We start from the raw sequence: 22,654 nt of genomic DNA, 5'->3' as shown, positions 1-22,654 counted from the left end.
CCGCTGTTCGCCGAACAACCGCGTCGCCCACCCAGTCGGCGATGCGGGCCACCTTCGCTACCGGGTGGCCGCCGAGCCTCGCCCGGCGGAGAATGGTGCGGTCGAACCAGATGGAGGACGAGATGGCACGGGCGCTGATAGTCGTGGACGTTCAGAACGATTTCTGCGAGGGTGGTTCGCTCGCGGTGGCGGGCGGCGCGGCGGTCGCGGCCGCGATCACCGACTTCGTCGCAGTCGAGCGGTACGACGCGGTAGTCGCCACCCGTGACTGGCACATCGACCCCGGCCCGCATTTCTCCACCGAGCCCGACTACGTCGACTCCTGGCCGCCCCACTGCCGAGTCGGTACCCCCGGCGCCGAATTCCATCCGGCCCTCGACACGTCACCCATCCAGGAAACCTTCTCCAAGGGCGAATACACCGCCGCCTACTCCGGTTTCGAGGGCGCGGCGGCGGACGGCACGTCCCTCACCGACTGGCTCCGAGCCCGCCACATCGACGCCGTGGACGTCGTCGGAATCGCCACCGACCACTGCGTCCGAGCCACCGCTCTCGACGCCGCCGAAGCCGGTTTCGACACCACAGTCCTGCTCGACCTCAGCGCGGGCGTCGCCCCGGAGACCACCGCAACGGCCCTGACCACCCTCCGCGACGCGGGCGTCCACCTGCGCCCCTGAATACTTCTCCCCATGGACTATCGCTTCCCGGCGCACACCCGGCCTGCCCTGACGAAGGCGCTCGCCGAGACCGACAGCATCCACGACGCCGCCGACACCGTCTTCTGGTCCAACCCCGCCACCGACGACCTCCAACGCCTCGGCGTCGGCGCCTTCGGCGAACTCCCCCCGGCCTTCTCGCACCTGCTGGCCCTGTCGAGCCTGCACACCAGCGTCCTGGACGCGGGGTTCTCGAGCTACCTGAAAACCCGCCGCAGCGAACTCCCCTGGGCCACAAGAGGTCTACGCGCCGCAGGCATGCCCCAACTGGCCGCCGCGGCCATCATCGCCGCCCGCGACGCCTCCGTGAGCTCCCCCGACGACGACCTCGACCGCTTCTGGGAGGACGAACACCGAACCCTCGCCACCCCCGACCAGATCCGCCGCCCCACCGGCGACCGCGCCGAAGACCCCGACGAGATCTACGACGTCAACGAACCCGAGGACTTCGAACAACGAGTCCTCGACTACATCCGCGACCACATCGACGACTTCGTCCGCGAGTCCTGACCGGGCTCGCCGTCGCTCGCGCGAACCTGTCCGAGGGTGCGGATAGGCTGCCAGCGTGCCCGAACTTCCTCCCGTCGCCGACCTGCTCGTCACCGCCGTGCACGCCCTCGGTGGCAAGGAACGCACCGGGCAGACCACCATGGCCACCGCGGTCGACCATGCGATCGACACCAAGCAACACCTGGCGGTCCAGGCGGGTACCGGCACCGGCAAGTCACTGGCCTACCTCATCCCGAGCCTGCGCCACGCGGTCCGTACCGGGCGCACCGTGGTGGTCTCCACCGCGACGATCGCGCTGCAACGCCAGCTCGTCGACCGCGACCTGCCCCGGCTCGCCGAAGCGCTCACCGAACCGCTCGGCCGGGCTCCCAAGTTCGCGATTCTCAAGGGCCGCAACAACTATCTCTGCCTGAACAAGATCAACAGCGTCATCCCGGAGGACACCGGCGGCGAGGCCGAACTGTTCGATGCCTTCGCCATCTCCCGCCTCGGCCGCGAGGTCCAGCGCCTCAACGAATGGACCTCCGACACCGAGACCGGCGACCGCGACGAACTCGCCCCCGGCGTCACCGACCGCGCCTGGCGCCAGGTCAGTGTCGGCTCGCGGGAATGCCTCGGCAAGTCCCGGTGCCAGTTCGGCCAGGACTGCTTCGCCGAGAAGGCCCGCGCGGAATCCGCCCAGGCCGACGTGGTGGTGACCAACCACGCCCTGCTTGCCATCGACGCCATCAGCGGCATCCAGATCCTGCCCGAGCACGACGTGGTCGTCATCGACGAAGCGCACGAACTGGTCGACCGCGTCACCGGCGTCGCCACCGCCGAACTGGCCGCGACCGCGATCAGCGCCGCCGCCCGCCGGTGCACCAAACTGATCGACGAACGCGAGGTCGACCGGCTCGAAGGCGCCGCGGAGGCCTTCCATCAGGCACTGGAGGACCTCCAGCCCGGCCGCTGGGACACCATGCCCGACGGCATCGCCCCCGTGCTCGCCCTGGTCCGCGACGCCGCCTGGAACGCCCGCACCGCGATCGCACCGCAGGGCACCGTGAAAACCCAGGACGACCCCGACAACGCCGCCGCACGCACCATGGCCGTGGCCGCCATCGACGACGTGCACGATGCCGCCGTCCGCGCGCTCACCGCGTTCGAGGAAGCCGACCCGGCTGCCCGCCGCGATGTCATCTGGCTGTCGGCCGACGAGATGCGCGGCGTCGCCCGCCGCACCCTGCGGATGGCACCGCTCTCGGTCGGCGGGCTCCTGCGCAGCAGGCTCTTCGGCACCGCGACGGTCGTGCTCACCTCGGCCACCCTGCAGATCGGCGGCTCGTTCGACAGCCTCGCGATCACCTGGGGTCTGCCGTCGCAGTCGGGCGGCAAGGTCGACCCGGCGATGGCCAACGGCGCCACCGCCCCCGCCGATCTGGAATCGGTGCGCTGGAACGCACTCGATGTCGGTTCCCCGTTCGACCACGCCAAGTCCGGCATCCTCTACGTCGCCAAGCACCTGCCCGCGCCGGGTCGCGACGGCCTCTCGCCCGCCTACCTCGACGAGATCGAACAGCTCATCACCGCCGCCGGCGGCCGCACGCTCGGCCTGTTCTCCTCGATGCGCGCCGCCAAGGCCGCCACCGAGGCGCTGCGCGAACGACTCGACACCCCGGTGCTGTGCCAGGGTGACGATTCGATGGGCGCGCTGGTGCGCAAGTTCGCCGCCGACCCGGCCACCTCACTGTTCGGCACCCTCACCCTGTGGCAGGGCGTCGACGTGCCGGGTCCGTCGCTGAGTCTCGTTATCCTGGACCGCATTCCGTTCCCGCGCCCCGACGACCCGCTGCTCACCGCCCGCCAGCGCGCGGTCGAATCACGCGGCGGTAACGGTTTCATGGCCGTGGCCGCCAATCACGCCGCGCTGCTGCTGGCCCAGGGCACCGGCCGATTGCTGCGCAGCGTCGACGACCGCGGGGTGGTCGCCATCCTCGATTCCCGCCTTGCCACCGCCCGTTACGGCAGCTACCTGCGCGCTTCGCTGCCACCGTACTGGGAGACGAGCGATCCCGAGGTCGTAGCGAAGGCACTGCGCCGACTCACCGACACCGCCTGAGCGCGACAGATCGAGACGCGCAATCCGGGTGACCACACTCGTGAATCAGCGAGCGTGCGAACGCAACTCGTGAGAACGTGTGATGATGCACCACGCCGATGGCGAGGTACTCGGCGAATTTTTGGTCAGCGCAAGATCTTTGGCCGAGTACCGCGCGATGTTCCAGCTCTCCGACGATGACCTCGCCGGTCGCCGTATCCTCGATTGTCCCGGTGGCGCAGCGAGTTTCGCGGCCGAGGCCAGCGCACTGGGTGCCGAAGTCACCGCGATCGATCCCATCTACGCCACTCCGCCGAACGAGCTGGCCGCCCGCGCGACCCCCGAAACCGAACGCGCCGTGGCCTGGGCACACGCCCACGCCGACCGCTACCGCTGGGACTGGTACGGCTCCACCGCCGAGCACGCCGCGATCCGTCGCGGCGCCGCAGCCCGCTTCGCCGACGACGTGCGCGCCGCACCCCACCGCTACCTGGCAGGCTCCTTGCCCGCACTGCCCTGCCCTGACGACGCGTTCGATCTGGCCCTGAGCTCGCACCTGCTGTTCAGCTACGCCGACCGCCTCGACGCAGACTTCCATTTGGCCGCCCTGCTCGAACTGGCTCGCGTCGCCTGCACCGAAACCCGCGTCTACCCGCTGCTCGACTACACCGGCGCACCCCTCGACGACCTCATCGACCATCTGCGAACGGAACTGCAGGACAAGGGCATCGAGACCGCGCTGCGCAAGACCGGTTACGAGTTCCACCACGGCGCCGACACCATGCTCACCCTGCGCTCGGCGGCCTGATGGCGCGCCGTTTCGCGCAGACCGGCGATCATGTCGTTTTCCTACCGATGTCGATCCGCTGCCGAACCGCCTCGACCGGGCGCGGTAGGTTCTTAGACGTGCATACGATGCGGGCCGGCCGGTAGTACGGCTGTGGCGGAGAGATCGCGAGGCGTGGCACTGCCGCGCACGACCCTGACGCTACTTCTACTACTCGGCACCGCCGCCTCAGGCGTCACGCTGCTGTTCACCACCATGGATCCCTGGATGGACAGCGGTGGCATTCTCGTCGGCGGTCTCGACGTGCACATCTACCGCGACGGTGGCTGGCGGGTGGTGCACGACCGCGCGCTCTACATCGATCCGACCCACTACGGCCTGCTCTACACCTACACACCGTTCTCGGCGCTGGTGTTCCTGCCGTTGCTGCTGGTGCCGTGGGCGCACGTCACCACGACGTGGATGATTCTCAACCTGCTGGTGCTGTTCGGCGTTGTGCTGCAGAGCTTTCGGATGCTCGGCTACCGTGCCACGCCCAAGCTGGCCGCGGTCAGCGCGCTGCTCGCCCTGTCCTGCACGTTCGCCGAACCGGTGCGCACCACGCTCTACTACGGGCAGATCAACCTGGTGCTGATGCTGGTGGTGCTGTGGGACTTCTCCCGTGCCGAGAACAGCAAGTTGCGCGGCATCGGCGTCGGCATCGCCGCGGGCATCAAACTGACCCCGCTGTACTTCATCGCCCAGTATCTGGCCCAGCGGCAGTGGCGCGCCGCCGCGACCGGCGCCCTCACCTTCGTCGCGTCGATCGGCCTGACCGCCCTGGTCCTGCCCAGCGACTCCTACCAGTACTGGACCTCGACGTTCTTCCATTCCGGTCGCATCGCCCCCGACGTCCACCCCGCCAACCAGTCGCTGCGCGGCGCGATCGCCCACCTCACCCACGGCCCCGCACCGGTGTGGTTGTGGCTGCTGATCGCCGTGCCGATCGCGCTGGTCGCGTTGTGGCTGGCCGCTGTCCTGGTCCGGCGCGGCGAACCCCTGCTCTCGGTCACCCTCGGCGGCCTCACGGCATGCGCGATCTCCCCGTATTCCTGGGGCCACCACTGGGTGTGGTTCGTTCCGCTGCTCGTCTACCTGATCCACCGAGCCCAGACCCGGGCCCCCTGGTGGCTCGCCGCAGCCGCCCTCTACCTGGCCATCGCCGCCTGGACCTACACCTACACTCCCACCTGGGTCAGCGTGGGCACCTTCCTGCTGCCCCCATGGTGGCCGCTGCCCCAGGTCCTGATGAACATCTACGTGATCATCTACCTGATCACCCTGGCAGGCATCGCCCTGCACATCCGCTCGCGCGAACAACCGCCCGCACCAGTCGAGCCGACTACCGATCTCGCTGCTCCAGAACAGCTTTCGACCGACAGCCGGACCGCCGCCGCACACCCCGACGACGACCGCCCGGCCATGATGAACTGATTACCCGCAGGACCAGTCGAAAACGCCGGACTCCAGGTCGAGTTGGGCATTGCCGCCGCCGAAATTCATGCCGGAGATCTCTTCGATCTCCAGGTAGTACGGGGTCAACCCCTCGGGCAACGCCTGGACGGGGAAAGCGGTGCCGCCGAGGTGGGAGCGGCCGAAAAGCGGTTCAGCCCAAGGGGTCCAGCCGGAATCCTCGGTGAGCGGGTCCTGATACTTGGTGTTCGGCTCGTATTCGACCGGTGGGATGCCGACGTTGGGGTCGGCGGTGCGCTCGGCGAGCCAGACACCGACGGTGGGATGCACGTCGTCCCAGGCGTTGCACCCTTCATCGCTCGCGGTCGGCGAACCGGGCTGACGAACGTCGGCGGGCGGGGCGACGGGGCCGCCGGCGAATTCGGAGTCGGTGAGCCAGATCAGGGCGAAGGCGCCGCCGATCTCGTCGTGCATGATCTGCAACTTCGGATGCGCGCGGGTGGCGACCAGGTCGCGGGCCAGCGGGTCCGCCGATGTCGCGTCGGCCTCGACGGCGTCGGTACCGGCGAACTGCCCCTCACCCTGGAAGAGCGCGATGGCGGGAAAGCCGGGTCCGCGGCGCTGGAAATCGGTCGGCAGGCGCAGGGTGAGCGCGTGCATCATCGGCAGGCCGGTCACGGGTCCGCGCGGCCACGTCGCCGGATCGATAGCCGGGCCTTCGCTGCCGATCCATCCCGAGCGCACCGGCGCCTCGAGTGTCAGCGGATCACCGTCGGGCGTCTCGGCCAATTTGTCCGCCGAGTCTCCGAAACCCAGGTCGTAAGCCTTCATCGCAGCTCTCCTCTTCCATCCGCGGACCATGCGTGGCGGCGCCGATTACCAGCGCCGCCACGAGGTTAATCGCTGCTACCGACACCTGCGCGCACGCGGTGGAACCACGGGCGTACGGGCGATGACGATTCAGAGCACAGCCTTGAAGATCAACGTCACCACCGCGGCTACGACACCGAGCGCGACGGCACCACCGCCGAACACCACACCCGCACGCTGCCACGGCCGTCCGGCATCGAGAGAGAACCGCCCCGGCCCGGTGAACGCCAGTGCCGCCGCGACCAGCGCGAACAACAGTGGTGTCGAGAAACCCGTCACCGACGGGTCCTCCGGGAAGAGTCCACTGCTCCACAGGACGTGGATGGCGTTGATCATCGTCCCGAGCACGATGGCGGCGGCCAGCGGCGTGAACAGCCCGAATACCAGCAGCAGCCCGCCGACCAGTTCGGCGAGCCCGGCCAGTGTGCCGAAGAGTTCGCCAGGGTTGTAGCCCATGGCGGTGAAGCCGTCGGTAGTGGCGCGCCAGCCGGCTCCGTTGAACCAGCCGAACAGCTTCTGGGCTCCGTAGGCGGCCATCAGGCCGCCGAAGCCGATGCGCAGCACCAGCAGGCCGATGCCGGTGGCGATGGTGGTGTCTTCGGTGGTGCCGGTAGGAGTGATGCGGGTAGCGGTGTCGGTCATCGTGTCCTCGTCTGCGATTCGAAACATGCCCGCAACCGGACCACGGTCCGATTGCCTTCCTCGGTCACAACCCTGGGTCCGATGCCACTATTTCACGCTGCTCCCGGCAATACTGTGATCCCGGTCACAAAAATCGAAAAGGGCCGCCCCAACGGGACGACCCTGCTCGAAATTGCTTCTCAGTTCACCACGCCATGGTGGCGTAGCTGACCAGTGTCTGCTCGGACTCCTGCGACAGCTTCCAGGTGCCGTTGATGTCCTTCCAGGTCACCGGGATCGGGAAGGTGTAGTCGCCGAGGCGGCTGTTCAGGGTGGCCGAGAGGGTGTCGCCGTCCACGGTGACCGGGCCGGAGACGTCCCAGCTGTAGCCGGGGATCCGGTTGACGGTGTCGCGCACGACCGCGAGCCCACCGGCATTGCCCGACTCGAGCTCGGCGGCAGAGCCGTTCATGGCAGCCTGCAGCTTGCCGTACAGCTGACCGACCGACGGGGTGGCCGGAGCGGCGATCGCGGCGGGCGCGGTGGCGACGACAGCGGCGGTGACCGGCGCGAAGATGGTGGCGAAGGCCATCGACGCGGCAACGAGTGAGCGCTTCATAAGGTAGATCTCCTCTAGTTAGGCAAGCCTAGGCTAGCCTGAGTATAGACATACCTACGGCCGAAACGCCTACTCGACCAAGAAGAAGAAGTACGCGAGGAACAGCACCATCAGCGCCCACATGGCCGGATGCACTTCCTTGATCCGACCTTTGGCGACCATCACGATCGGGTAGAAGATCATGCCCATGGCCAGACCGTTGGCGATCGAGTAGGTCAGCGGCATCATGATGATGGTGATGAACGCGGGCACCGAGTATTCGAGCTTCTGCCAGTCGATGTCACCCATCGAACGCGCCATCAGGATGCCGACCACGATCAGCGCGGCCGAGGTGATCTCGGCAGATCCGGCGATCACCGAGAAGATCGGATAGCAGAACATCGCGATCAGGAACCAGCCCGCCGTGGTCACCGCGGTGAGTCCCGTTCGACCACCCGCCGACACGCCTGCCGTCGATTCGACATAGGCCGTGGTGGTCGAGGTGCCGATGATCGCGCCCGCGGTCGTGCCGACCGAGTCGGCGGCCATCGCGCTCGCCGCGCGGGGCAGGGTGCCGTCCTTGTTCAGCAGACCGGCTTGGTTGGCGACGCCGATCAGGGTGCCCGAGGCATCGAAGAAGTCGACGAACAGCATGGTCAGCACCACGACGATCATCTGCCCGGTGAAGGCATCCGGCAGGTGGATGATCGCTTGGCCGAAGGTCTGATCCAGGCCCCTCGGCAACTCCGCGATGCCGTCGGGCACGCCGACCAGGCCGGTCACCATGCCGAGGATCGTGGTCGAGACGATGCCGTAGAGCACGGCGCCGTGCCAGCCGAGCACCAGGAAGACCACGGTCACGATGAGGCCGAACAGGGCGAGCAGGGTGGTGCCCTTGGTGAAATCACCGAGGGTGACCAGCGTCGCGTCACTGTTGACGACAATGCCCGCGTTCTTCAAACCGAGAAACGCCACGAACAAGCCGATGCCGGCGCCGACCGCGAACTTCATCTGCAGCGGGATCGCATTGAGGATCCGTTCCCGGACCTTCGTGATCGCCAAGATGAAGAAGATGATGCCCGAGAGCAAGGTTCCCGACAGCGCCACTTGCCACGGGATGCCCATGCTGAGCACCACCGTGTAAGCGAAGAACGCGTTGAGGCCCATGCCCGGCGCGAGAGCGATCGGGTAATTCGCCCAGATGCCCATCACGAGCGTGCCGAACACCGCGGCGACGGCGGTGGCCGTGAACACCGCCTGCATCGGGATGCCCTTGTCACCGAGAGCGCCCTCGTCACCGAGGATCGACGGGTTCACCGCGAGCACGTACGACATCGCCAGGAACGTGACCGTGCCCGCCATCGCTTCGCGCTTGAAGGTGGACCCACTCGACGAGATACCGAAATATCCGTCGATGCGCCCTCGGGCACGGGTTAGGACATCGCTGGCCATGACTCTCCAGTCCGGGATTTCAAGAAAGAAAGATTGCCCCGGAACGGTAGCGGAAAGTTCACTGAATCGAATAACCAGGCACCCGTGTCACCAGTAGCGTTACGCGCCCGCGACGGCCACCAACCCCAGTTCGGCGTCCGAGGCGAACAGCGCGTTGCGCGGGAGCACCCGCACCGTGTAGCCGACCGCACCTGACAGCGGCACCGGCGCCTGGATCGAATACAGCTCGCTGCCGTCGGTGCCGCTGTGCCGCATCTCGATCGTGGTGGTGTCGGACAGATCGTCGGTCGGCGAGACCCGGCCGAGCACCGCCTGCACCACCACGTCCGAGGGCGCGAGCCCGCCGAGGTCGATGCGCGCGTGCAGCGACAGCTCCGCGCCGATCACCGGGGTGTCGGGCAGGCCCGAGCTGTCCACCTGCGCGATCCGCACCGAGGGCCACGCGGCGTCGACACGCCTGCGGTACTCGGCGATCTGGGCGGCACCGGCGAATTTGTCGGCGGCGGCGCGGCCGAACGCGGCGGCCGCGGGTCCGTAGTACTGCTCGGCGTAGTCGCGCACCATCCGCGATGCCAGGACCTTCGGGCTGGTGGTCTGCAGGGTGTGGCGCACCATTTCGGTCCAGCGGACCGGTATGTCGGCGGCGTCGCGATCGTAGAAGCGCGGCGCGACCGTACGTTCGACGAGTTCGTAGAGCGCGGAGGCCTCGAGGTCGTCGCGGCGTGACTCGTCGCGGATGCCGTCGGCGGTGGGGATCGCCCAGCCGTTCTCCCCGTCGAACATCTCGTCCCACCAGCCGTCGCGGATGGACAGGTTGAGGCCGCCGTTGAGCGCGGACTTCATCCCCGAGGTCCCGCACGCCTCGAGCGGGCGCAGCGGATTGTTCAGCCACACATCGCAACCCCAGTACAGGTAGCGGGCCATCGACATGTCGTAGTCGGGCAGGAAGACGATGCGATGACGCACCTCGGGATCGTCGGCGAAGCGCACGACCTGCTGGATCAGCGCCTTGCCGCCGTCGTCGGCGGGGTGACTCTTGCCCGCGACCACCAGCTGCACCGGACGTTCGGGGTCGAGCAGCAGCGCGCGCAGACGTTCGGGGTCGCGCAGCATCAGGGTGAGCCGCTTGTAGGTGGGTACGCGGCGGGCGAAACCGATGGTGAGCACGTTCGGATCGAAAACGTCGTCGATCCAGCCGAGTTCGGCGTCGGCGGCGCCGCGCTGTCGCCAGGAATCGCGCAGCCTGCGCCGCACTTCATCGATCAGGATGGCGCGCAACGTGTTTCGCGTAGACCACAGCTGCCCGAGGTCGACATCGCTGAGCTTCTCCCAGCCCCGCGCCTCCTCGACCAGTTCCGGACCGACGAGTTCGCGCGCCTTGTCGATCCATTCGCGCGCGGCCCAGGTCGGGGCGTGCACGCCGTTGGTCACCGACCCGATCGGCACCTCCGCGGCGTCGAATCCCGGCCACAGCGCGGCGAACATCTCCCGGCTGACCTCACCGTGCAGTTTCGATACCCCGTTGGCGCGCTGGGCCATGCGCAGCCCCATGTGCGCCATATTGAACACCGAGGGGTCGCCCTCCCGGCCGAACGAGAGGATCCGGTCGACGGAAAGCCCTGGCAGCAAGGCGGATTCGGACTCGCCGTGTGCGCCACCGAAGTACCTGCGCACCAACGGCATCGGGAAACGGTCGATGCCGGCGGGCACCGGGGTGTGTGTGGTGAAGACCGTGCCCGCCCGCACCGCGGCGAGCGCGGTCTCGAAATCCAGTCCGCCCGCGATGAATTCACGCATGCGCTCGACGCCGAGGAATCCCGCGTGGCCCTCGTTCATGTGAAAAACATCGGGATCGGCGAGTCCGTTGGCGTGGGTGTAGGCGCGCACCGCGCGAACACCGCCGATACCCGCGAGGATCTCCTGCTTGATGCGATGGTCCTGGTCGCCACCGTAGAGCCGGTCGGTGACGGCGCGCAGTTCGGGATCGTTCTCGGCGATATCGGAATCGAGCAGCAGCAACGGGATCCGACCCACCTGCGCGATCCAGACCCTGGCCCGCAGCACCCGGCCCTCCGGCATGCCGACGTGGATGAGCACCGGCGAACCGTCACTGGTGAGCAGCCGCAGCGGCAGACCCTGCGGGTCGAGCGCCGGATAGTGCTCCATCTGCCAGCCGTCCGCCGACAGTGATTGCCGGAAGTATCCCGAGCGATACAGCAGCCCGACACCGATCAGCGGCAGGCCCAGATCCGAGGCGGCCTTGAGATGATCACCGGCGAGGATGCCGAGACCACCGGAGTAGTTGGGCAGCACCTCGGTGACGCCGAACTCCATCGAGAAGTAGGCGATTCCGGCGACCTCGGTGCCGGTCTGCTCCGGGAACCAGCGCGGCCGGGTCAGGTAGTCCCGCAGGCCGGCGGCGGCCGCGTCCACCCGCGCGGTGTAGCCGGGATCGGTGGCGAGCTCGTCGAGCCGCTCGGCAGGGACCTCCCCCAGCATCCGCACCGGGTCCTGCCCGACGGTTCGCCACAACGGCGGATCGAGCTCGGCGAACAGATCCTGCGTCGGGCCGTGCCACGACCACCGCAGGTTGGTGGACAACTCACCCAGCGCGGCGAGCCGCTCCGGCAGATGAGCGCGGACAGTGAACCGACGAAGTGCCTTCACCCCGGAAGAATAAACGATCGCGCGAGCGCGGGGGGTTCAGGTGAACTGGGCCGCGAACTCGGGGCTGGGTGGGATCTCGGTGATCACGTCGATCAGGACGCCGGCAGGGTCGGCGACGATGAAGTGACGTTGGCCGAAGTCCTCGGTGCGCAGGTCGAGTTCGGGGTGCAGGCCGCCGGATTTCACGAGCCGGTCCCACTCGGCGTCGACATCGTCGACCTCGAAGTTGAGCAGCAGGCCCTGGACCGGTTTGCCGAAACCGGCCGGGATCGTGGGGTGTGCGGGGTCGAGCAGGGCCAGTTCGTAGCTCGGCTCGTCGTCGGCGCCCGGGCGCCGCAGGCTGATGTACCAGTCCGCCTCGAAGACGATCTCGAAGCCGAACCAGGTCGTGTAGAAGTCGCGCGATTCCGCGATCCGGGGGGTGGCGAGCACCGGGTAGTAGCTGCTGAGTTTCATCAGAACACCTTTCACATACCGTTGGTATGTATCGTACGATAGTTCACATACCAGCGGTAGGTCAATGGGAGGACGGTCGATGTCAGCCACAGCGCGGACGCGTCAGCGCGAGCAGACGCGGAGCATCCTGCTGCACGAGACCAGGGCCCTGTTCGCCGCGAAAGGCTATGCCGCCGTTGGCTTGTCGGAGATCGTCGCGGCCGCAGGCGTCACCAAGGGCGCGCTGTACCACCACTTCGACAGCAAGGCCGACCTGTTCCGCGCGGTCCTCTCCCAGGTGCAGGAGGAGGTCGGTGCCCAGGTGGCCGCCGCCGCGGACACCGAGCCCGACCTCTGGACGCAGCTCACCACCGGCTGCGCCGCCTTCCTGCGCGCCTGCGCCGACCCCCACGTTCAGCGGATCCTGCTGATCGACGGCCCCGCAGTGCTCGGCTGGCACGAATGGCGCGCCATGGACGAAGCCAATTCCGCCCGCCACCTCCACGAGGCCCTGCGATCCCTCGTCGACGCCGGTGTTCTCCCACCCCAACCGGTCGCCCCACTCACCCAATTGCTCTCCGGCGCGATGAACGAGGCCGCCCTCTGGCTGGCCACCACCACCGATCCCAACGCCCTGACCGACACGATCGCCGCCTTGGACCGCCTCCTCGCGGGCATACGCACCGCGTGAACACCATCGCTGTCCGCCCAGCGAAAATGCAGTAGGTTAGCCGAGTGACCGGCCGGATAGCCATCGATGACATCGCCCCGTCCATCCCCGGCGGCCGCCCGGCCAAAGCCGCAGTCGGCGAGGTGTTCCCCGTCCGCGCCGTCGTCTGGCGCGAGGGCCACGACGCGGTAGCTGCCACCCTGGCCGTCCGCGCCCCCGGTTCCTCCCGGATCACCCGCATCCGCATGACGCCCGACTACCAACCCGACGTCTTCAATGCCCTCTTCACCCCTCACACCCCCGGCCTGTGGACCTACCGCGTCGAAGGCTGGAGCGACCCCGTCGCCACGTGGCGTTCGGCCGTCGAGGCGAAACTGTCCGTCGGCCAAACCGCCGCCGACCTCGCCAACGACCTCGAGACCGGCGCCATCCTCTTCGAACGCGCCGCCCAAGCCGTCCCGAAGAAGCAGTTCGAACGCCTGCGCGCCGCCGCCACCGCACTGCGCAGCGACGATCAACTTCCGGCGCGCGTCGCCCCCGCGTTCTCCGAGGAGGTCGCCGAGATCCTGCGCGCCACCCCGCTGCGCGAAATGGTGACCCGTGGCAACCAGTTCTCGATCCTGGTCGAACGCCGCCGCGCCCTGGTCGGCTCCTGGTACGAGTTCTTCCCCCGCTCCACCGGCGGCCGTGACGTCGACGGCAACCCGATCCACGGCACCTTCGCCACGGCGGCCCGCGAACTGCCCCGCATCGCGGGCATGGGCTTCGATGTCGTCTATCTCCCCCCGATCCACCCGGTCGGCGCGGTGAATCGCAAGGGCCGCAACAACACTCTCACCACCGAGCCCGGCGATGTCGGCTCACCCTGGGCGATCGGCTCGGCGGACGGCGGCCACGATGCCGTCCATCCGCTCCTCGGCACCGAGCAGGACTTCACGGAATTCGTTTCCGAGGCAACAGCTCTCGGCCTGGACGTCGCCATCGACCTCGCCCTGCAGTGCGCCCCCGACCACCCATGGGTCGCCGCCCACCCGGAATGGTTCACCACCCTGCCCGACGGCACCATCGCCTACGCCGAGAACCCCCCGAAGAAGTACCAGGACATCTACCCGGTCAACTTCGACAACGATCCCGACGGTCTCTACGCCGAGATCCTGCGCGTGGTCCGGCACTGGATCTCCTTGGGCGTCACCATCTTCCGCGTGGACAACCCGCACACCAAGCCCGCCGATTTCTGGGAGTGGCTGATCACCGAGTTGCGGCGCACCGACCCCGATGTGTTCTTCCTGTCCGAGGCCTTCACCCGCCCCGCCCGCCTCTACGGCCTGGCCCGCCGCGGATTCAGTCAGTCGTACACGTATTTCACCTGGCGCGTGCACAAGTGGGAACTCACCGAATTCGGCTGCGAGATCGCCGCCAAGGCCGACGAAGCCAGACCGAATCTGTTCGTGAACACCCCGGATATCCTGCACGAAAGCCTGCAGCACGGCGGTCCCGGCATGTTCGCCATCCGCGCCGCCCTCGCCGCCACCCTGTCCCCCACCTGGGGCGTCTACTCCGGTTTCGAACTGTTCGAACACGAGGCGGTCCGTGTGGGCAGCGAGGAATACCTCGACTCGGAGAAGTACGAACTGCGCCCCCGCGATTTCGCAGGCGCCCTCGAACGCGGCGAATCGCTGGAACCCTGGCTCACCCGCCTCAACGAGATCCGCCGCAATCACCCAGCGCTGCAACAGTTGCGCTGCATCCACTTCCATCACGTCGACAACGACGCGCTGATCGCCTATTCCAAGATCGACCCGGCCACCGGCGACGCCGTCCTCGTCATCGTGAACCTGAACCCGTACGCCGCTGAGCAGGGCCATATTTCGCTCGATCTCCCCGCGATCGGCCGCGAGTGGCATGACCATCCGGTGGTCTTCGACGAGGTGAGCGGCGAGGAATACCACTGGGGCCAGCAGAACTTCGTGCGCCTCGACCCAGCACATGCGGTCGCGCACATCTTGTCGTTGCCGACGGTCCCGGCCGCCGCCCGCGCACCGCTGGCCTACCGCGAGACCTTCTGATGAAACGTCGCGATCTGCTGCTCCTGGCCGCGGGCACCCACACCGACCCGCACACTGTCCTCGGCGCCCATCCCCATGCCGACGGCACCGCGATCCGGGTCATGCGCCCGCACGCCGACACGGTCACCGTGCTCGTCGGTGCGTCCGAGCATCGACTGAAGTCGTTGGGCCACGGCATTTTCGACGCGGTCCTGCCGTACCCGCAGATCGACGACTACCGCGTCCGCACCGAGTACCCCGGCGGCCAAACCGTGATCTCGGCCGACGGATACCGCTTCCTGCCCACCGTCGGCGAATTCGACCTGCACCTCATCGGCGAAGGCCGCCACACCCGCCTCTGGGAAGTACTAGGCGCCCACCCACGCCACTACACCACCCTCGACGGCGAGGTCGACGGCACATCCTTCGCGGTCTGGGCTCCGAATGCCCGCGGTGTCACCGTCTTCGGTGATTTCGACCACTGGAGCGGCACCTCGGCCCCGATGCGCGCGTTGGGTGGTTCCGGGGTGTGGGAGGTGTTCGTGCCGGGCGTCGGGCCGGGCACGCGCTACAAGTACCGAATCCACGGTGCCGACGGTCGCGTCGTGGATCACGCTGATCCCTTTGCCTTTTCGACCGAGGTACCGCCCGCGACCGCCTCGGTGGTGACCCGAGCCGACCACGTGTGGACCGACAGCGACTGGCTCGACCGTCGCGCGAAAACCGATGCCACCCGCTCCCCCATGAGCGCCTACGAAATCCACCTCGGTTCCTGGCGCCCCGGCCTCGACTACCGCGAATTGGCCCACCAGCTGGCCGATTACCTGCGCGCGACCGGGTTCACCCACGTGGAGCTGCTACCTGTCGCCGAGCACCCGTTCGGCGGATCGTGGGGCTACCAGGTCACCTCGTACTACGCCCCCACCTCCCGTTTCGGCAGCCCCGACGACTTCCGCTACTTCGTCGACCACCTGCACAACGCGGGCATCGGGGTGCTGCTCGACTGGGTGCCCGCGCACTTCCCTCGCGACGAATGGGCGCTGGCCCGCTTCGACGGCACCCCGCTCTACGAACACCCCGACCCGCGCCGCGGCGAGCAACTCGACTGGGGCACTTACGTTTTCGACTTCGGTCGCAACGAGGTCCGCAACTTCCTGGTCGCCAACGCCGTCTACTGGATCGAGGAATTCCACATCGACGGCCTGCGGGTCGACGCCGTCGCCTCGATGCTGTACCTGGACTACTCCCGCCCCGACGGCGGCTGGGAGCCGAATATCTATGGCGGCCGCGAGAACCTGGAAGCGGTCGAGTTCCTGCAGGAACTCAACGACACCGTGCACGGCGCCCACCCCGGCGTGGTCACCATCGCCGAGGAGTCGACCACCTGGCCCGGCGTCACCCGCGGCACCGACGTGGGCGGCCTCGGTTTCACCATGAAGTGGAACATGGGCTGGATGCACGACACCCTCGGCTACCTCGGCCGCGACCCGATCCACCGCTCCTGGCACCACAACGAGATGACGTTCTCGCTGGTCTACGCGTGGAGCGAGAACTACGTGCTGCCGATCAGCCACGACGAGGTCGTGCACGGCAAGGGCACCCTGTGGACTCGCATGCCCGGCGACGACTTCGCCAAGGCGAGCGGCGTACGCGCCCTGCTCGCCTACATGTGGGCCCACCCCGGCAAGCAACTGCTGTTCATGGGCCAGGAATTCGGCCAGTTCCGCGAATGGGACAACGACCGCGGCCTCGACTGGCAGGAGCTGGACAACCCACTCCACCAGGGCATTTCAACGATGGTCGCCGACCTCAACCGCACCTATACCGCTCACCCTGCCCTGTGGACCCAGGACACCACCCCGGGCGGGCATTCCTGGATCGAAGCCGACGACAGCACCGCCAACGTCTTCGCCTTCCTGCGCTGGGCCACCGACGGCAGCGCCGTCGCCGCCGTCTTCAACTTCGCCGGCTCCACCCGCGAGAACTACCGAATCGGCTTGCCCCGCACCGGTTCCTGGCACGAGATCCTCAACACCGACGCCGGCGAATACGCGGGCTCCGGCATCGGCAACCTCGGCGCCGTCACCGCCGAGGCCACCCCCTGGCACGGTCAGCCCTGCTCGGCGACCATCACACTGGCACCGAACAGTGCCCTCTGGCTGAGCTCACCGACCTAGCTCTGGTGCGCGATGTAAGTGGTCAGTACAGGGCGGCGGCGAGCTTGCGGCGCGCGGCGATCACGAAGGGCTCGGCGGGGTCGAACAGCTCGAACAGTTCGAGCAGGCGGGTGCGTGCCCTGGTGCGGTCGTCGCCCGCGGTGCGCTTGATGACGCCGATGATCCGGTCGAAGGCCGCCTCGGCGCGCTGCTCGAACATCTCGATGTCGGCGGCGTCCAGGGCGGCGTCCAGATTCGTCGGGTCGGCGTCGGCGGTGGCGACCACGGCCGGGTCGAGCTGCTGGGCCCTGGTCAGGAAGCGCAGCTGGCGCAGCGCCGCCTTGGCTTCCTCGTTGCCGGGCTCCTCGGCGATGATCGCCTCGTAGGCCGCCTCGGCACCGGCGAAGTCACCTTCGGACAGCTTGTCCTCGGCGTCGACGAAGCGCGGGTCCTCGATCTCGGGTTCGGCGGGCGTGGCGCCGGGGTCGCCCTCGAGCTTGCCCGCGGTCGCGTCCATCACGGCGTCGAGCCACTGCCGCACCTGAGGGTCGGGCTGGGCGCCTTCGAAATCGGCCAGCGGCTGCCCGCCTGCCACCGCGATCACCGTCGGAATGCCCTGCACGCGCAGCGCCTGGACGATGTTCATATTGGCTTCGGCCTCGATCACGGCCAGATCCCAGGCACCGCCGTCTTCGGCGTTGAATCGCTCGAGCGTGCGAACCAGCTCGACGCTGCCCGCGCTGCGCTGTGAGAACAGCGCGACCACCACGGGCACCTGTGTCGAGCGCCGGATCACCTTGGCTTCGAAATCCGCCTCGGTCACCGTGTGGTTTCCCGCGGCCGGAGCAGCGGCACCGCCGGGAGCGGCGGGCGGCTGCTTCAGCGCGGACAGATCCACCGCGCCGGACATGGCGGCGGCAGCGACGGGCGAAGGACGACGGGCAGCGGGTCGAGTCACGCTTTCCAGTTTGTCATGAAGCCGTTGGGGTAGCAGCCGCGGCGCCCTTGCTCGCGTCGACGCTCAGCTCACCGAGCTGACCGGTGCGCACCGCCCAGACCTCGAAGATCACGGTGAACAGCGGCGGAATGCTAGACGCCAGCGCCAGCACCGTGGTCTTCCAGTTCCAGTTCAGTTCACGCGCGGTCAGCAGCGCCGTGATCACGAACAGCACGAAGATCGCGCCGTGCACCGGCCCGAAGATCTTCACGCCGATCTCGTTGCCCTCCGCGGGCAGGTACTTGAACGCCATACCGGTCAGCAGCCCGATCCAGGACAGTGCCTCGAGCACCGCGAAGAACCGAAACCGACTGGCCGTAGACCGCAAATCGAAGAAACCCATGCCCACTATTGTGCAGCATGATCTACGACACCACGTAGTTGCACCGATCACAACAAAAGCCCTGGCACTCGCGAGGAGTACCAGGGCTTTCGCAGCCGAACAGGATCAGGCAGGCACGCGGATGATCAGCGCGTCGCCTTGGCCGCCACCACCGCACAGCGCGGCGGCGCCGACACCACCACCGCGACGCTTCAGCTCCAGCGCCAGGTGCAGCAGGATGCGCGCGCCGGACATGCCGAGCGGGTGCCCGATGGCGATGGCTCCACCGTTGACATTGACCTTCTCCGGATCGAAGCCGAGCTTGCGGGTCGAGGACACACCCACGGCCGCGAACGCCTCGTTGATCTCGATCAGGTCCAGATCGGCGGGCGTGATGCCCTCCTTCGCGCACGCGGCGAGGATGGCGTTGGCAGGCTGATCCTGCAGCGTCGAATCCGGCCCTGCGACCTGGCCCGCGGCGCCGATCTCAGCGATCCACTCCAGCCCCAGCTCTTCGGCCTTGGCCTTGCTCATCACGATCACCGCGGCCGCACCGTCGGAGATCTGCGACGCGGTGCCCGCGGTGACGGTGCCGTCCTTGCGGAAGGCCGGACGCAGCTTGCCCAGCGACTCGACGGTGGTGTCGGCGCGAATGCCCTCGTCCTCGGTCACGTAGACCGGGTCACCCTTGCGCTGCGGCACGGCGACCGGCACGACCTCGTCCTCGAACAGCCCGTTCTTCCACGCGGCGGCAGCGCGCTGGTGCGAGGCCGCGGCCAGCGCGTCCTGCTCCGCGCGGCTCACCTTGTCCAGGTCGTTGCGATCCTCGGTGAGCAGGCCCATGGCCTGGTCGGTGATCACGTCGTGCAGGCCGTCGTAGGCCATGTGATCGACGAGGGTGGTATCGCCGTACTTGAAGCCCTCACGGCTCTTTGGCAGTAGGTGCGGGGTCTGGCTCATCGACTCCATGCCACCGGCGACCACGATCTCGTGCTCCCCCGCGCGGATCAGCTGATCCGCCAACGCGATCGCGTTGATACCGGACAGACAGACCTTGTTGATCAGCAGTGACGGCACATCCATCGGGATACCCGCGGCGATGGCGGCCTGACGCGCGGGCAGCTGCCCACCACCGGCCTGCAGCACCTGGCCGAGAATCACGTACTCGACCTGCTCGGGGGCGACGCCGCCCTTCTCCAGCGCGGCCTTGATCGCCACCCCGGCCAGATCCGAGGCCTTGAAGCCCTTCAGACCGCCGAGCAGCCGACCGACCGGGGTACGCGCACCGGACACGATGACAGAAGTGGTCACGAAAGCCTCGCATTCATTGAGTCGAACCTCACCGGACGCAGGCGGCATCACCGCACGGGTTCAGGAGTTGACCTCCACGGTAACCGGTATCGGCCCGTGCCCGGCACGCAGGTCCGCGCTAGCTTCGTAGGGTGACCAACGAGAACTTCATCCCCGCCGACTACGTCATCGCCATCGACCACGTGGGCATCGCCGTGCCCGACCTCGACATCGCCGTGGCTTGGTACACCGACAATCTCGGCATGGTCGAGACCCACCGCGAGGTGAACGAGGCCCAGGGCGTCGTCGAGGCCATGCTGTCGTGCCCCGCCGCCGCCGACCGCGCGACCGCCCTGCAGTTGCTGGCCCCGCTCACCCCCGAGTCGACCATCGCCAAGTTCATCGACCGCAGCGGCCCCGGATTGCAGCAGCTGGCCTACCGGGTCACCGATATCGAGGCGGTTTCGGCATTCCTGCGCGACCGTGGCGTGCGTTTGCTGTACGAAGCCCCCCGCCACGGAACCGCCGATTCCCGCATCAATTTCATCCATCCGAAGGATGCTGGCGGTGTGCTGGTCGAGCTCGTGGAGCCGAACCCGGATGTTACGCACTAGTACGCGGGTACCGTCGGGAAATCTCGGCGAGATCACAATCACGGTCGAGTCTCCATTGGCTCGCTCGAGGCTGTATTTTGTGTGCCATGTCGTCACCTGAGTCCGATCGCAATCGCTTCGTTGCACTGCCCTTCACCGTTGTGCGCAAGGGTTATGCGCAAGACGAGGTGCGCAACTACTTCGACCGCTTCGACGCTGAGCTCCGCGTCACCGCCACCGACCGGGACGCTGCCGCAGCGCAGGCCCGCAATCTCGCCAGTCAGCTGGAAGATGCACGTGACGAGATCGACGAGCTCCGCAAGGAGGTCGACCGGCTTTCCGTGCCGCCGACCACCGCCGAAGGCATGTCCGACCGCATCTCGCGCATGCTGCGCCTCGCCTCGGACGAAGCGTCCGAGGTTCGCGCGCTCGCGCAGGCCGAGGCCGCCGAGATGGTGTCGATCGCCGAGCAGCAGGCCACCGAGATGCGTGGCAAGTACGAGTCGCTGCTCGCGGAGACCAAGGAGAAGCGCGAGGCGCTCGAGATCGAGTTCGAGCAGACCCTCGCGAACGCGCGCACCGAGTCCGCCAAGATCATCGAGGCCGCACAGGCCGATGTGGAACGTCTCGGCAAGGAGGCCGAGGCCAAGCGCAAGGCCACCCAGCAGGACTTCGAGGCCACCATGAACGATCGGCGCACCAAGCTGACCCGTGCCATGGAGGAGCTCGAGGCCACCAGTCGCGCCGAGGCCGCCCAGCGGATCAAGGACGCGACCGATGAGTCGAACCGTCTGATCAGCTCCGCCACCCAGACCTCCGAGCGCAAGATCGCGCACGCGAAGGAACTGGCCGAGGAGATGCGCGTGCTGCGCGGCCGGGTGCTCGCCCAGCTGCTCGGTATCCGCGGTCAGCTCGATTCGGTGCCCGCCATGCTCGCCGCGGTCAACCGCGAGAGCGAACTGCTCGACGGCACGCCTGAGCGCAAGTCGATCAGCAACAACGGCAACAAGTCGGTGTCGAGCTCGCGCCAGAACAAGGCCATCCCCGAGGTCGCCGACGAGGACATCGTCGATGAGGACCGCGAGAGCGCCGACGTCAACTAACCGTCTGTCGGACTAGTCACGACATTCACCTGGAAAACCGAAGGCCGCCTCGATCATCGAGGCGGCCTTCGGTTTTCGTTGTCTCTCGCGTCACGACCAACGGCGGGTGATGCCGCGGGTGTGCCTGCCGTTCCAGCACCCCTGATGCCAGTGCCTACGGTCGTCCTCGCCATCCTCGGCGGGCCAGGCCACGATATGGGCCACCCCGACCGCGATCTCGTGGTCGCAGCTGGGACACCGATAGGTCTTCACCGCCCGGGCACCGGGAACCGTTCGTACGATGTAGGTTTCATCACCCGGACCGTCCTCGGTACGGCCGTAGACATCACCGATCGGCGCGGGCCCCGTAGGACGCCCGGTGCGTGGTTTACGTCGCGGCATCCCACTTCCTCCTAGAACAGGCGGAAAACGTTGCTCTCCGTGCCACGCAGCTCGTCGTAATCGAGCGTGAGGCAGCGGATCCCACGGTACTCCGCCAGCGTCTTCGCCTGCGGCTTGATCTGCTGCGCCGCGAACACCCCGCTCACCGGGGCCAGCAGCGGGTCGCGATTGAGCAGTTCGAGGTACCGGGTGAGCTGTTCGACACCGTCGATGTCGCCGCGTCGCTTGATCTCCACCGCCACCGTGGCGCCGCCGGCGTCGCGGCACAGCAGGTCCACCGGGCCGATCGCGGTCATGTACTCGCGCCGCACCAGGGTGTACCCCTCCCCGAGCTTCGTCACGTGCTCGGCGAGCAGCTCCTGCAGATGCGCTTCGACACCGTCCTTCACCAAGCCGGGATCGACGCCGAGCTCGTGCGAGGAGTCGTGCTCGATCTCCTCGATGGTGATCCGCAATTCCTCGCCGGCCTTGTTGGTCACCACCCACAGCGCCTTCGCGGTTACCGGCTCCGGTGTCTGCTCCTCGCGCAGCGGCCGCACACCGGCAGGCAACTCGGCGGGCACGGCGTCGGGCACGTCCTGCTCCACCAGCCAGCACGGCGGACTCATCCAGTTCAGCGGCTTGTACGAGCCGCCGTCGGAGTGCACGAGCACCGACCCGTCGGCCTTGATCAGCAACAGCCGTCGAGCCATCGGGAGGTGGGCGGTCAGTCGACCGACATAGTCGACCTGGCAACGAGCAATGACGAGGCGCACCCAAGCACTGTAGGCGACGGCCATAGGAACGCAAAAAGGCCCTCCAACCGAAGTTGGAGGGCCTTTCGCAAAGATGTTCCGGCAGTGTCCTACTCTCCCACACCCTGTCGAGTGCAGTACCATCGGCGCAGATGAGCTTAGCTTCCGGGTTCGG

General features: G+C 67.7%; 21 protein-coding genes. 10 read left to right on the top strand and 11 right to left on the bottom strand.

Annotated elements, in window-relative coordinates:
* The first annotated feature begins 122 nt into the window (after positions 1–122).
* The 5 genes from ACLJPD_RS32380 to ACLJPD_RS32360 all read left to right on the top strand — a co-directional run bounded on the left by ACLJPD_RS32380 (position 123) and on the right by ACLJPD_RS32360 (position 5,566).
* Positions 123–677 (top strand): isochorismatase family protein, encoded by a 555-nt coding sequence (locus tag ACLJPD_RS32380; protein ID WP_410877268.1) that lies wholly within the window; start codon positions 123–125, stop codon positions 675–677.
* A gap of 12 nt (positions 678–689) precedes the next feature.
* On the top strand, positions 690–1,226 hold the full coding sequence (locus ACLJPD_RS32375) for a hypothetical protein (RefSeq protein ID WP_410877267.1): 537 nt from the start codon (positions 690–692) through the stop codon (positions 1,224–1,226).
* Positions 1,227–1,281: 55 nt separating this feature from the next.
* Positions 1,282–3,327: an ATP-dependent DNA helicase gene (locus ACLJPD_RS32370; RefSeq protein WP_410877266.1), complete on the top strand. Its 2,046-nt coding sequence runs from the start codon at positions 1,282–1,284 to the stop codon at positions 3,325–3,327.
* A gap of 85 nt (positions 3,328–3,412) precedes the next feature.
* Entirely contained in the window at positions 3,413–4,114 is a 702-nt protein-coding gene (locus ACLJPD_RS32365; protein ID WP_410877265.1) for a hypothetical protein, read from the top strand.
* A 153-nt stretch (positions 4,115–4,267) separates the two neighbouring features.
* On the top strand, positions 4,268–5,566 hold the full coding sequence (locus ACLJPD_RS32360; RefSeq protein WP_410877264.1) for a glycosyltransferase 87 family protein: 1,299 nt from the start codon (positions 4,268–4,270) through the stop codon (positions 5,564–5,566).
* Here ACLJPD_RS32360 and ACLJPD_RS32355 read toward each other — a convergent pair whose 3' ends face one another.
* The 6 genes from ACLJPD_RS32355 to ACLJPD_RS32330 all read right to left on the bottom strand — a co-directional run bounded on the left by ACLJPD_RS32355 (position 5,567) and on the right by ACLJPD_RS32330 (position 12,209).
* Entirely contained in the window at positions 5,567–6,376 is an 810-nt protein-coding gene (locus ACLJPD_RS32355) for a hypothetical protein (protein ID WP_410877263.1), read from the bottom strand. It lies immediately after the preceding gene.
* A gap of 129 nt (positions 6,377–6,505) precedes the next feature.
* Positions 6,506–7,057, bottom strand: a complete 552-nt coding sequence (locus tag ACLJPD_RS32350) for a DoxX family protein (protein WP_410877262.1) — start codon at positions 7,055–7,057, stop codon at positions 6,506–6,508.
* A 184-nt stretch (positions 7,058–7,241) separates the two neighbouring features.
* The gene (locus ACLJPD_RS32345) at positions 7,242–7,655 is read right to left on the bottom strand and encodes a hypothetical protein (protein ID WP_410877261.1); all 414 of its coding nucleotides are present in this window, start codon (positions 7,653–7,655) and stop codon (positions 7,242–7,244) included.
* Positions 7,656–7,724: 69 nt separating this feature from the next.
* Positions 7,725–9,086 (bottom strand): NCS2 family permease, encoded by a 1,362-nt coding sequence (locus ACLJPD_RS32340; RefSeq protein ID WP_410877260.1) that lies wholly within the window; start codon positions 9,084–9,086, stop codon positions 7,725–7,727.
* Positions 9,087–9,185: 99 nt separating this feature from the next.
* Positions 9,186–11,753, bottom strand: a complete 2,568-nt coding sequence (gene glgP / locus ACLJPD_RS32335; protein ID WP_410877259.1) for an alpha-glucan family phosphorylase — start codon at positions 11,751–11,753, stop codon at positions 9,186–9,188.
* Positions 11,754–11,789: 36 nt separating this feature from the next.
* Entirely contained in the window at positions 11,790–12,209 is a 420-nt protein-coding gene (locus ACLJPD_RS32330) for a VOC family protein (RefSeq protein ID WP_410877258.1), read from the bottom strand.
* Between the two features lie 79 nt (positions 12,210–12,288).
* On the opposite strand from ACLJPD_RS32330, the gene ACLJPD_RS32325 reads away from it, so the two are divergent.
* Genes ACLJPD_RS32325 through glgB form a run of 3 tightly spaced genes read left to right on the top strand, consistent with a single transcriptional unit; the run spans position 12,289 to position 17,080 of the window.
* Positions 12,289–12,879, top strand: a complete 591-nt coding sequence (locus ACLJPD_RS32325; protein WP_410877257.1) for a TetR/AcrR family transcriptional regulator — start codon at positions 12,289–12,291, stop codon at positions 12,877–12,879.
* Between the two features lie 44 nt (positions 12,880–12,923).
* Positions 12,924–14,924, top strand: a complete 2,001-nt coding sequence (locus tag ACLJPD_RS32320; RefSeq protein WP_410877256.1) for a maltotransferase domain-containing protein — start codon at positions 12,924–12,926, stop codon at positions 14,922–14,924.
* On the top strand, positions 14,924–17,080 hold the full coding sequence (gene glgB / locus ACLJPD_RS32315) for a 1,4-alpha-glucan branching protein GlgB (protein ID WP_410877255.1): 2,157 nt from the start codon (positions 14,924–14,926) through the stop codon (positions 17,078–17,080). The genes ACLJPD_RS32320 and glgB overlap by 1 nt, the downstream gene beginning before the upstream one ends.
* Before the next feature lie 22 nt (positions 17,081–17,102).
* Here glgB and ACLJPD_RS32310 read toward each other — a convergent pair whose 3' ends face one another.
* The 3 genes from ACLJPD_RS32310 to ACLJPD_RS32300 form a co-directional block, all read right to left on the bottom strand.
* Positions 17,103–17,969 carry a tetratricopeptide repeat protein gene (locus tag ACLJPD_RS32310; RefSeq protein WP_410877318.1) on the bottom strand — a complete coding sequence of 289 codons (867 nt, stop codon included), beginning with the start codon at positions 17,967–17,969 and terminating at the stop codon, positions 17,103–17,105.
* 61 nt (positions 17,970–18,030) lie between these two features.
* Positions 18,031–18,399, bottom strand: coding sequence for a DUF3817 domain-containing protein (locus ACLJPD_RS32305; RefSeq protein WP_410877254.1), 369 nt, complete (start codon positions 18,397–18,399; stop codon positions 18,031–18,033).
* Between the two features lie 105 nt (positions 18,400–18,504).
* Complete coding sequence (locus tag ACLJPD_RS32300; protein WP_410877253.1) at positions 18,505–19,689, bottom strand: acetyl-CoA C-acetyltransferase; 1,185 nt, start codon at positions 19,687–19,689, stop codon at positions 18,505–18,507.
* 131 nt (positions 19,690–19,820) lie between these two features.
* Here ACLJPD_RS32300 and mce point away from each other — a divergent pair, with 131 nt between their 5' ends.
* Both mce and ACLJPD_RS32290 read left to right on the top strand, forming a co-directional pair.
* Positions 19,821–20,282, top strand: coding sequence for a methylmalonyl-CoA epimerase (mce, locus tag ACLJPD_RS32295; protein WP_410877252.1), 462 nt, complete (start codon positions 19,821–19,823; stop codon positions 20,280–20,282).
* 86 nt (positions 20,283–20,368) lie between these two features.
* Positions 20,369–21,364, top strand: a complete 996-nt coding sequence (locus ACLJPD_RS32290; RefSeq protein ID WP_084473310.1) for a hypothetical protein — start codon at positions 20,369–20,371, stop codon at positions 21,362–21,364.
* Positions 21,365–21,454: 90 nt separating this feature from the next.
* On the opposite strand, the gene ACLJPD_RS32285 is transcribed toward ACLJPD_RS32290, so the two are convergent.
* Positions 21,455–21,745: an ATP/GTP-binding protein gene (locus tag ACLJPD_RS32285; RefSeq protein ID WP_410877251.1), complete on the bottom strand. Its 291-nt coding sequence runs from the start codon at positions 21,743–21,745 to the stop codon at positions 21,455–21,457.
* Positions 21,746–21,756: 11 nt separating this feature from the next.
* On the bottom strand, positions 21,757–22,500 hold the full coding sequence (nucS, locus tag ACLJPD_RS32280) for an endonuclease NucS (protein WP_410877250.1): 744 nt from the start codon (positions 22,498–22,500) through the stop codon (positions 21,757–21,759).
* Positions 22,501–22,654 lie beyond the last annotated feature (154 nt).

The organism is Nocardia sp. A7, from assembly GCF_046549215.1.
Lineage (GTDB): Bacteria > Actinomycetota > Actinomycetes > Mycobacteriales > Mycobacteriaceae > Nocardia.
This window is presented reverse-complemented; position numbering and strand designations above follow the sequence as displayed.

Excerpts from the sequence above, each read along its gene's own strand:
- ACLJPD_RS32285 (WP_410877251.1), bottom strand. The coding sequence starts at position 21,745 with ATGCCGCGACGTAAACCACGCACCGGGCGTCCTACGGGGCCCGCGCCG.
- ACLJPD_RS32345 (WP_410877261.1), bottom strand. The coding sequence starts at position 7,655 with ATGAAGCGCTCACTCGTTGCCGCGTCGATGGCCTTCGCCACCATCTTC.
- ACLJPD_RS32380 (WP_410877268.1), top strand. The coding sequence starts at position 123 with ATGGCACGGGCGCTGATAGTCGTGGACGTTCAGAACGATTTCTGCGAG.
- ACLJPD_RS32310 (WP_410877318.1), bottom strand. The coding sequence starts at position 17,969 with ATGTCCGGCGCGGTGGATCTGTCCGCGCTGAAGCAGCCGCCCGCCGCT.
- ACLJPD_RS32340 (WP_410877260.1), bottom strand. The coding sequence starts at position 9,086 with ATGGCCAGCGATGTCCTAACCCGTGCCCGAGGGCGCATCGACGGATAT.
- ACLJPD_RS32375 (WP_410877267.1), top strand. The coding sequence starts at position 690 with ATGGACTATCGCTTCCCGGCGCACACCCGGCCTGCCCTGACGAAGGCG.
- ACLJPD_RS32325 (WP_410877257.1), top strand. The coding sequence starts at position 12,289 with ATGTCAGCCACAGCGCGGACGCGTCAGCGCGAGCAGACGCGGAGCATC.
- ACLJPD_RS32355 (WP_410877263.1), bottom strand. The coding sequence starts at position 6,376 with ATGAAGGCTTACGACCTGGGTTTCGGAGACTCGGCGGACAAATTGGCC.
- ACLJPD_RS32365 (WP_410877265.1), top strand. The coding sequence starts at position 3,413 with ATGCACCACGCCGATGGCGAGGTACTCGGCGAATTTTTGGTCAGCGCA.
- ACLJPD_RS32350 (WP_410877262.1), bottom strand. The coding sequence starts at position 7,057 with ATGACCGACACCGCTACCCGCATCACTCCTACCGGCACCACCGAAGAC.
- ACLJPD_RS32330 (WP_410877258.1), bottom strand. The coding sequence starts at position 12,209 with ATGAAACTCAGCAGCTACTACCCGGTGCTCGCCACCCCCCGGATCGCG.
- glgB (WP_410877255.1), top strand. The coding sequence starts at position 14,924 with ATGAAACGTCGCGATCTGCTGCTCCTGGCCGCGGGCACCCACACCGAC.
- ACLJPD_RS32290 (WP_084473310.1), top strand. The coding sequence starts at position 20,369 with ATGTCGTCACCTGAGTCCGATCGCAATCGCTTCGTTGCACTGCCCTTC.
- ACLJPD_RS32305 (WP_410877254.1), bottom strand. The coding sequence starts at position 18,399 with ATGGGTTTCTTCGATTTGCGGTCTACGGCCAGTCGGTTTCGGTTCTTC.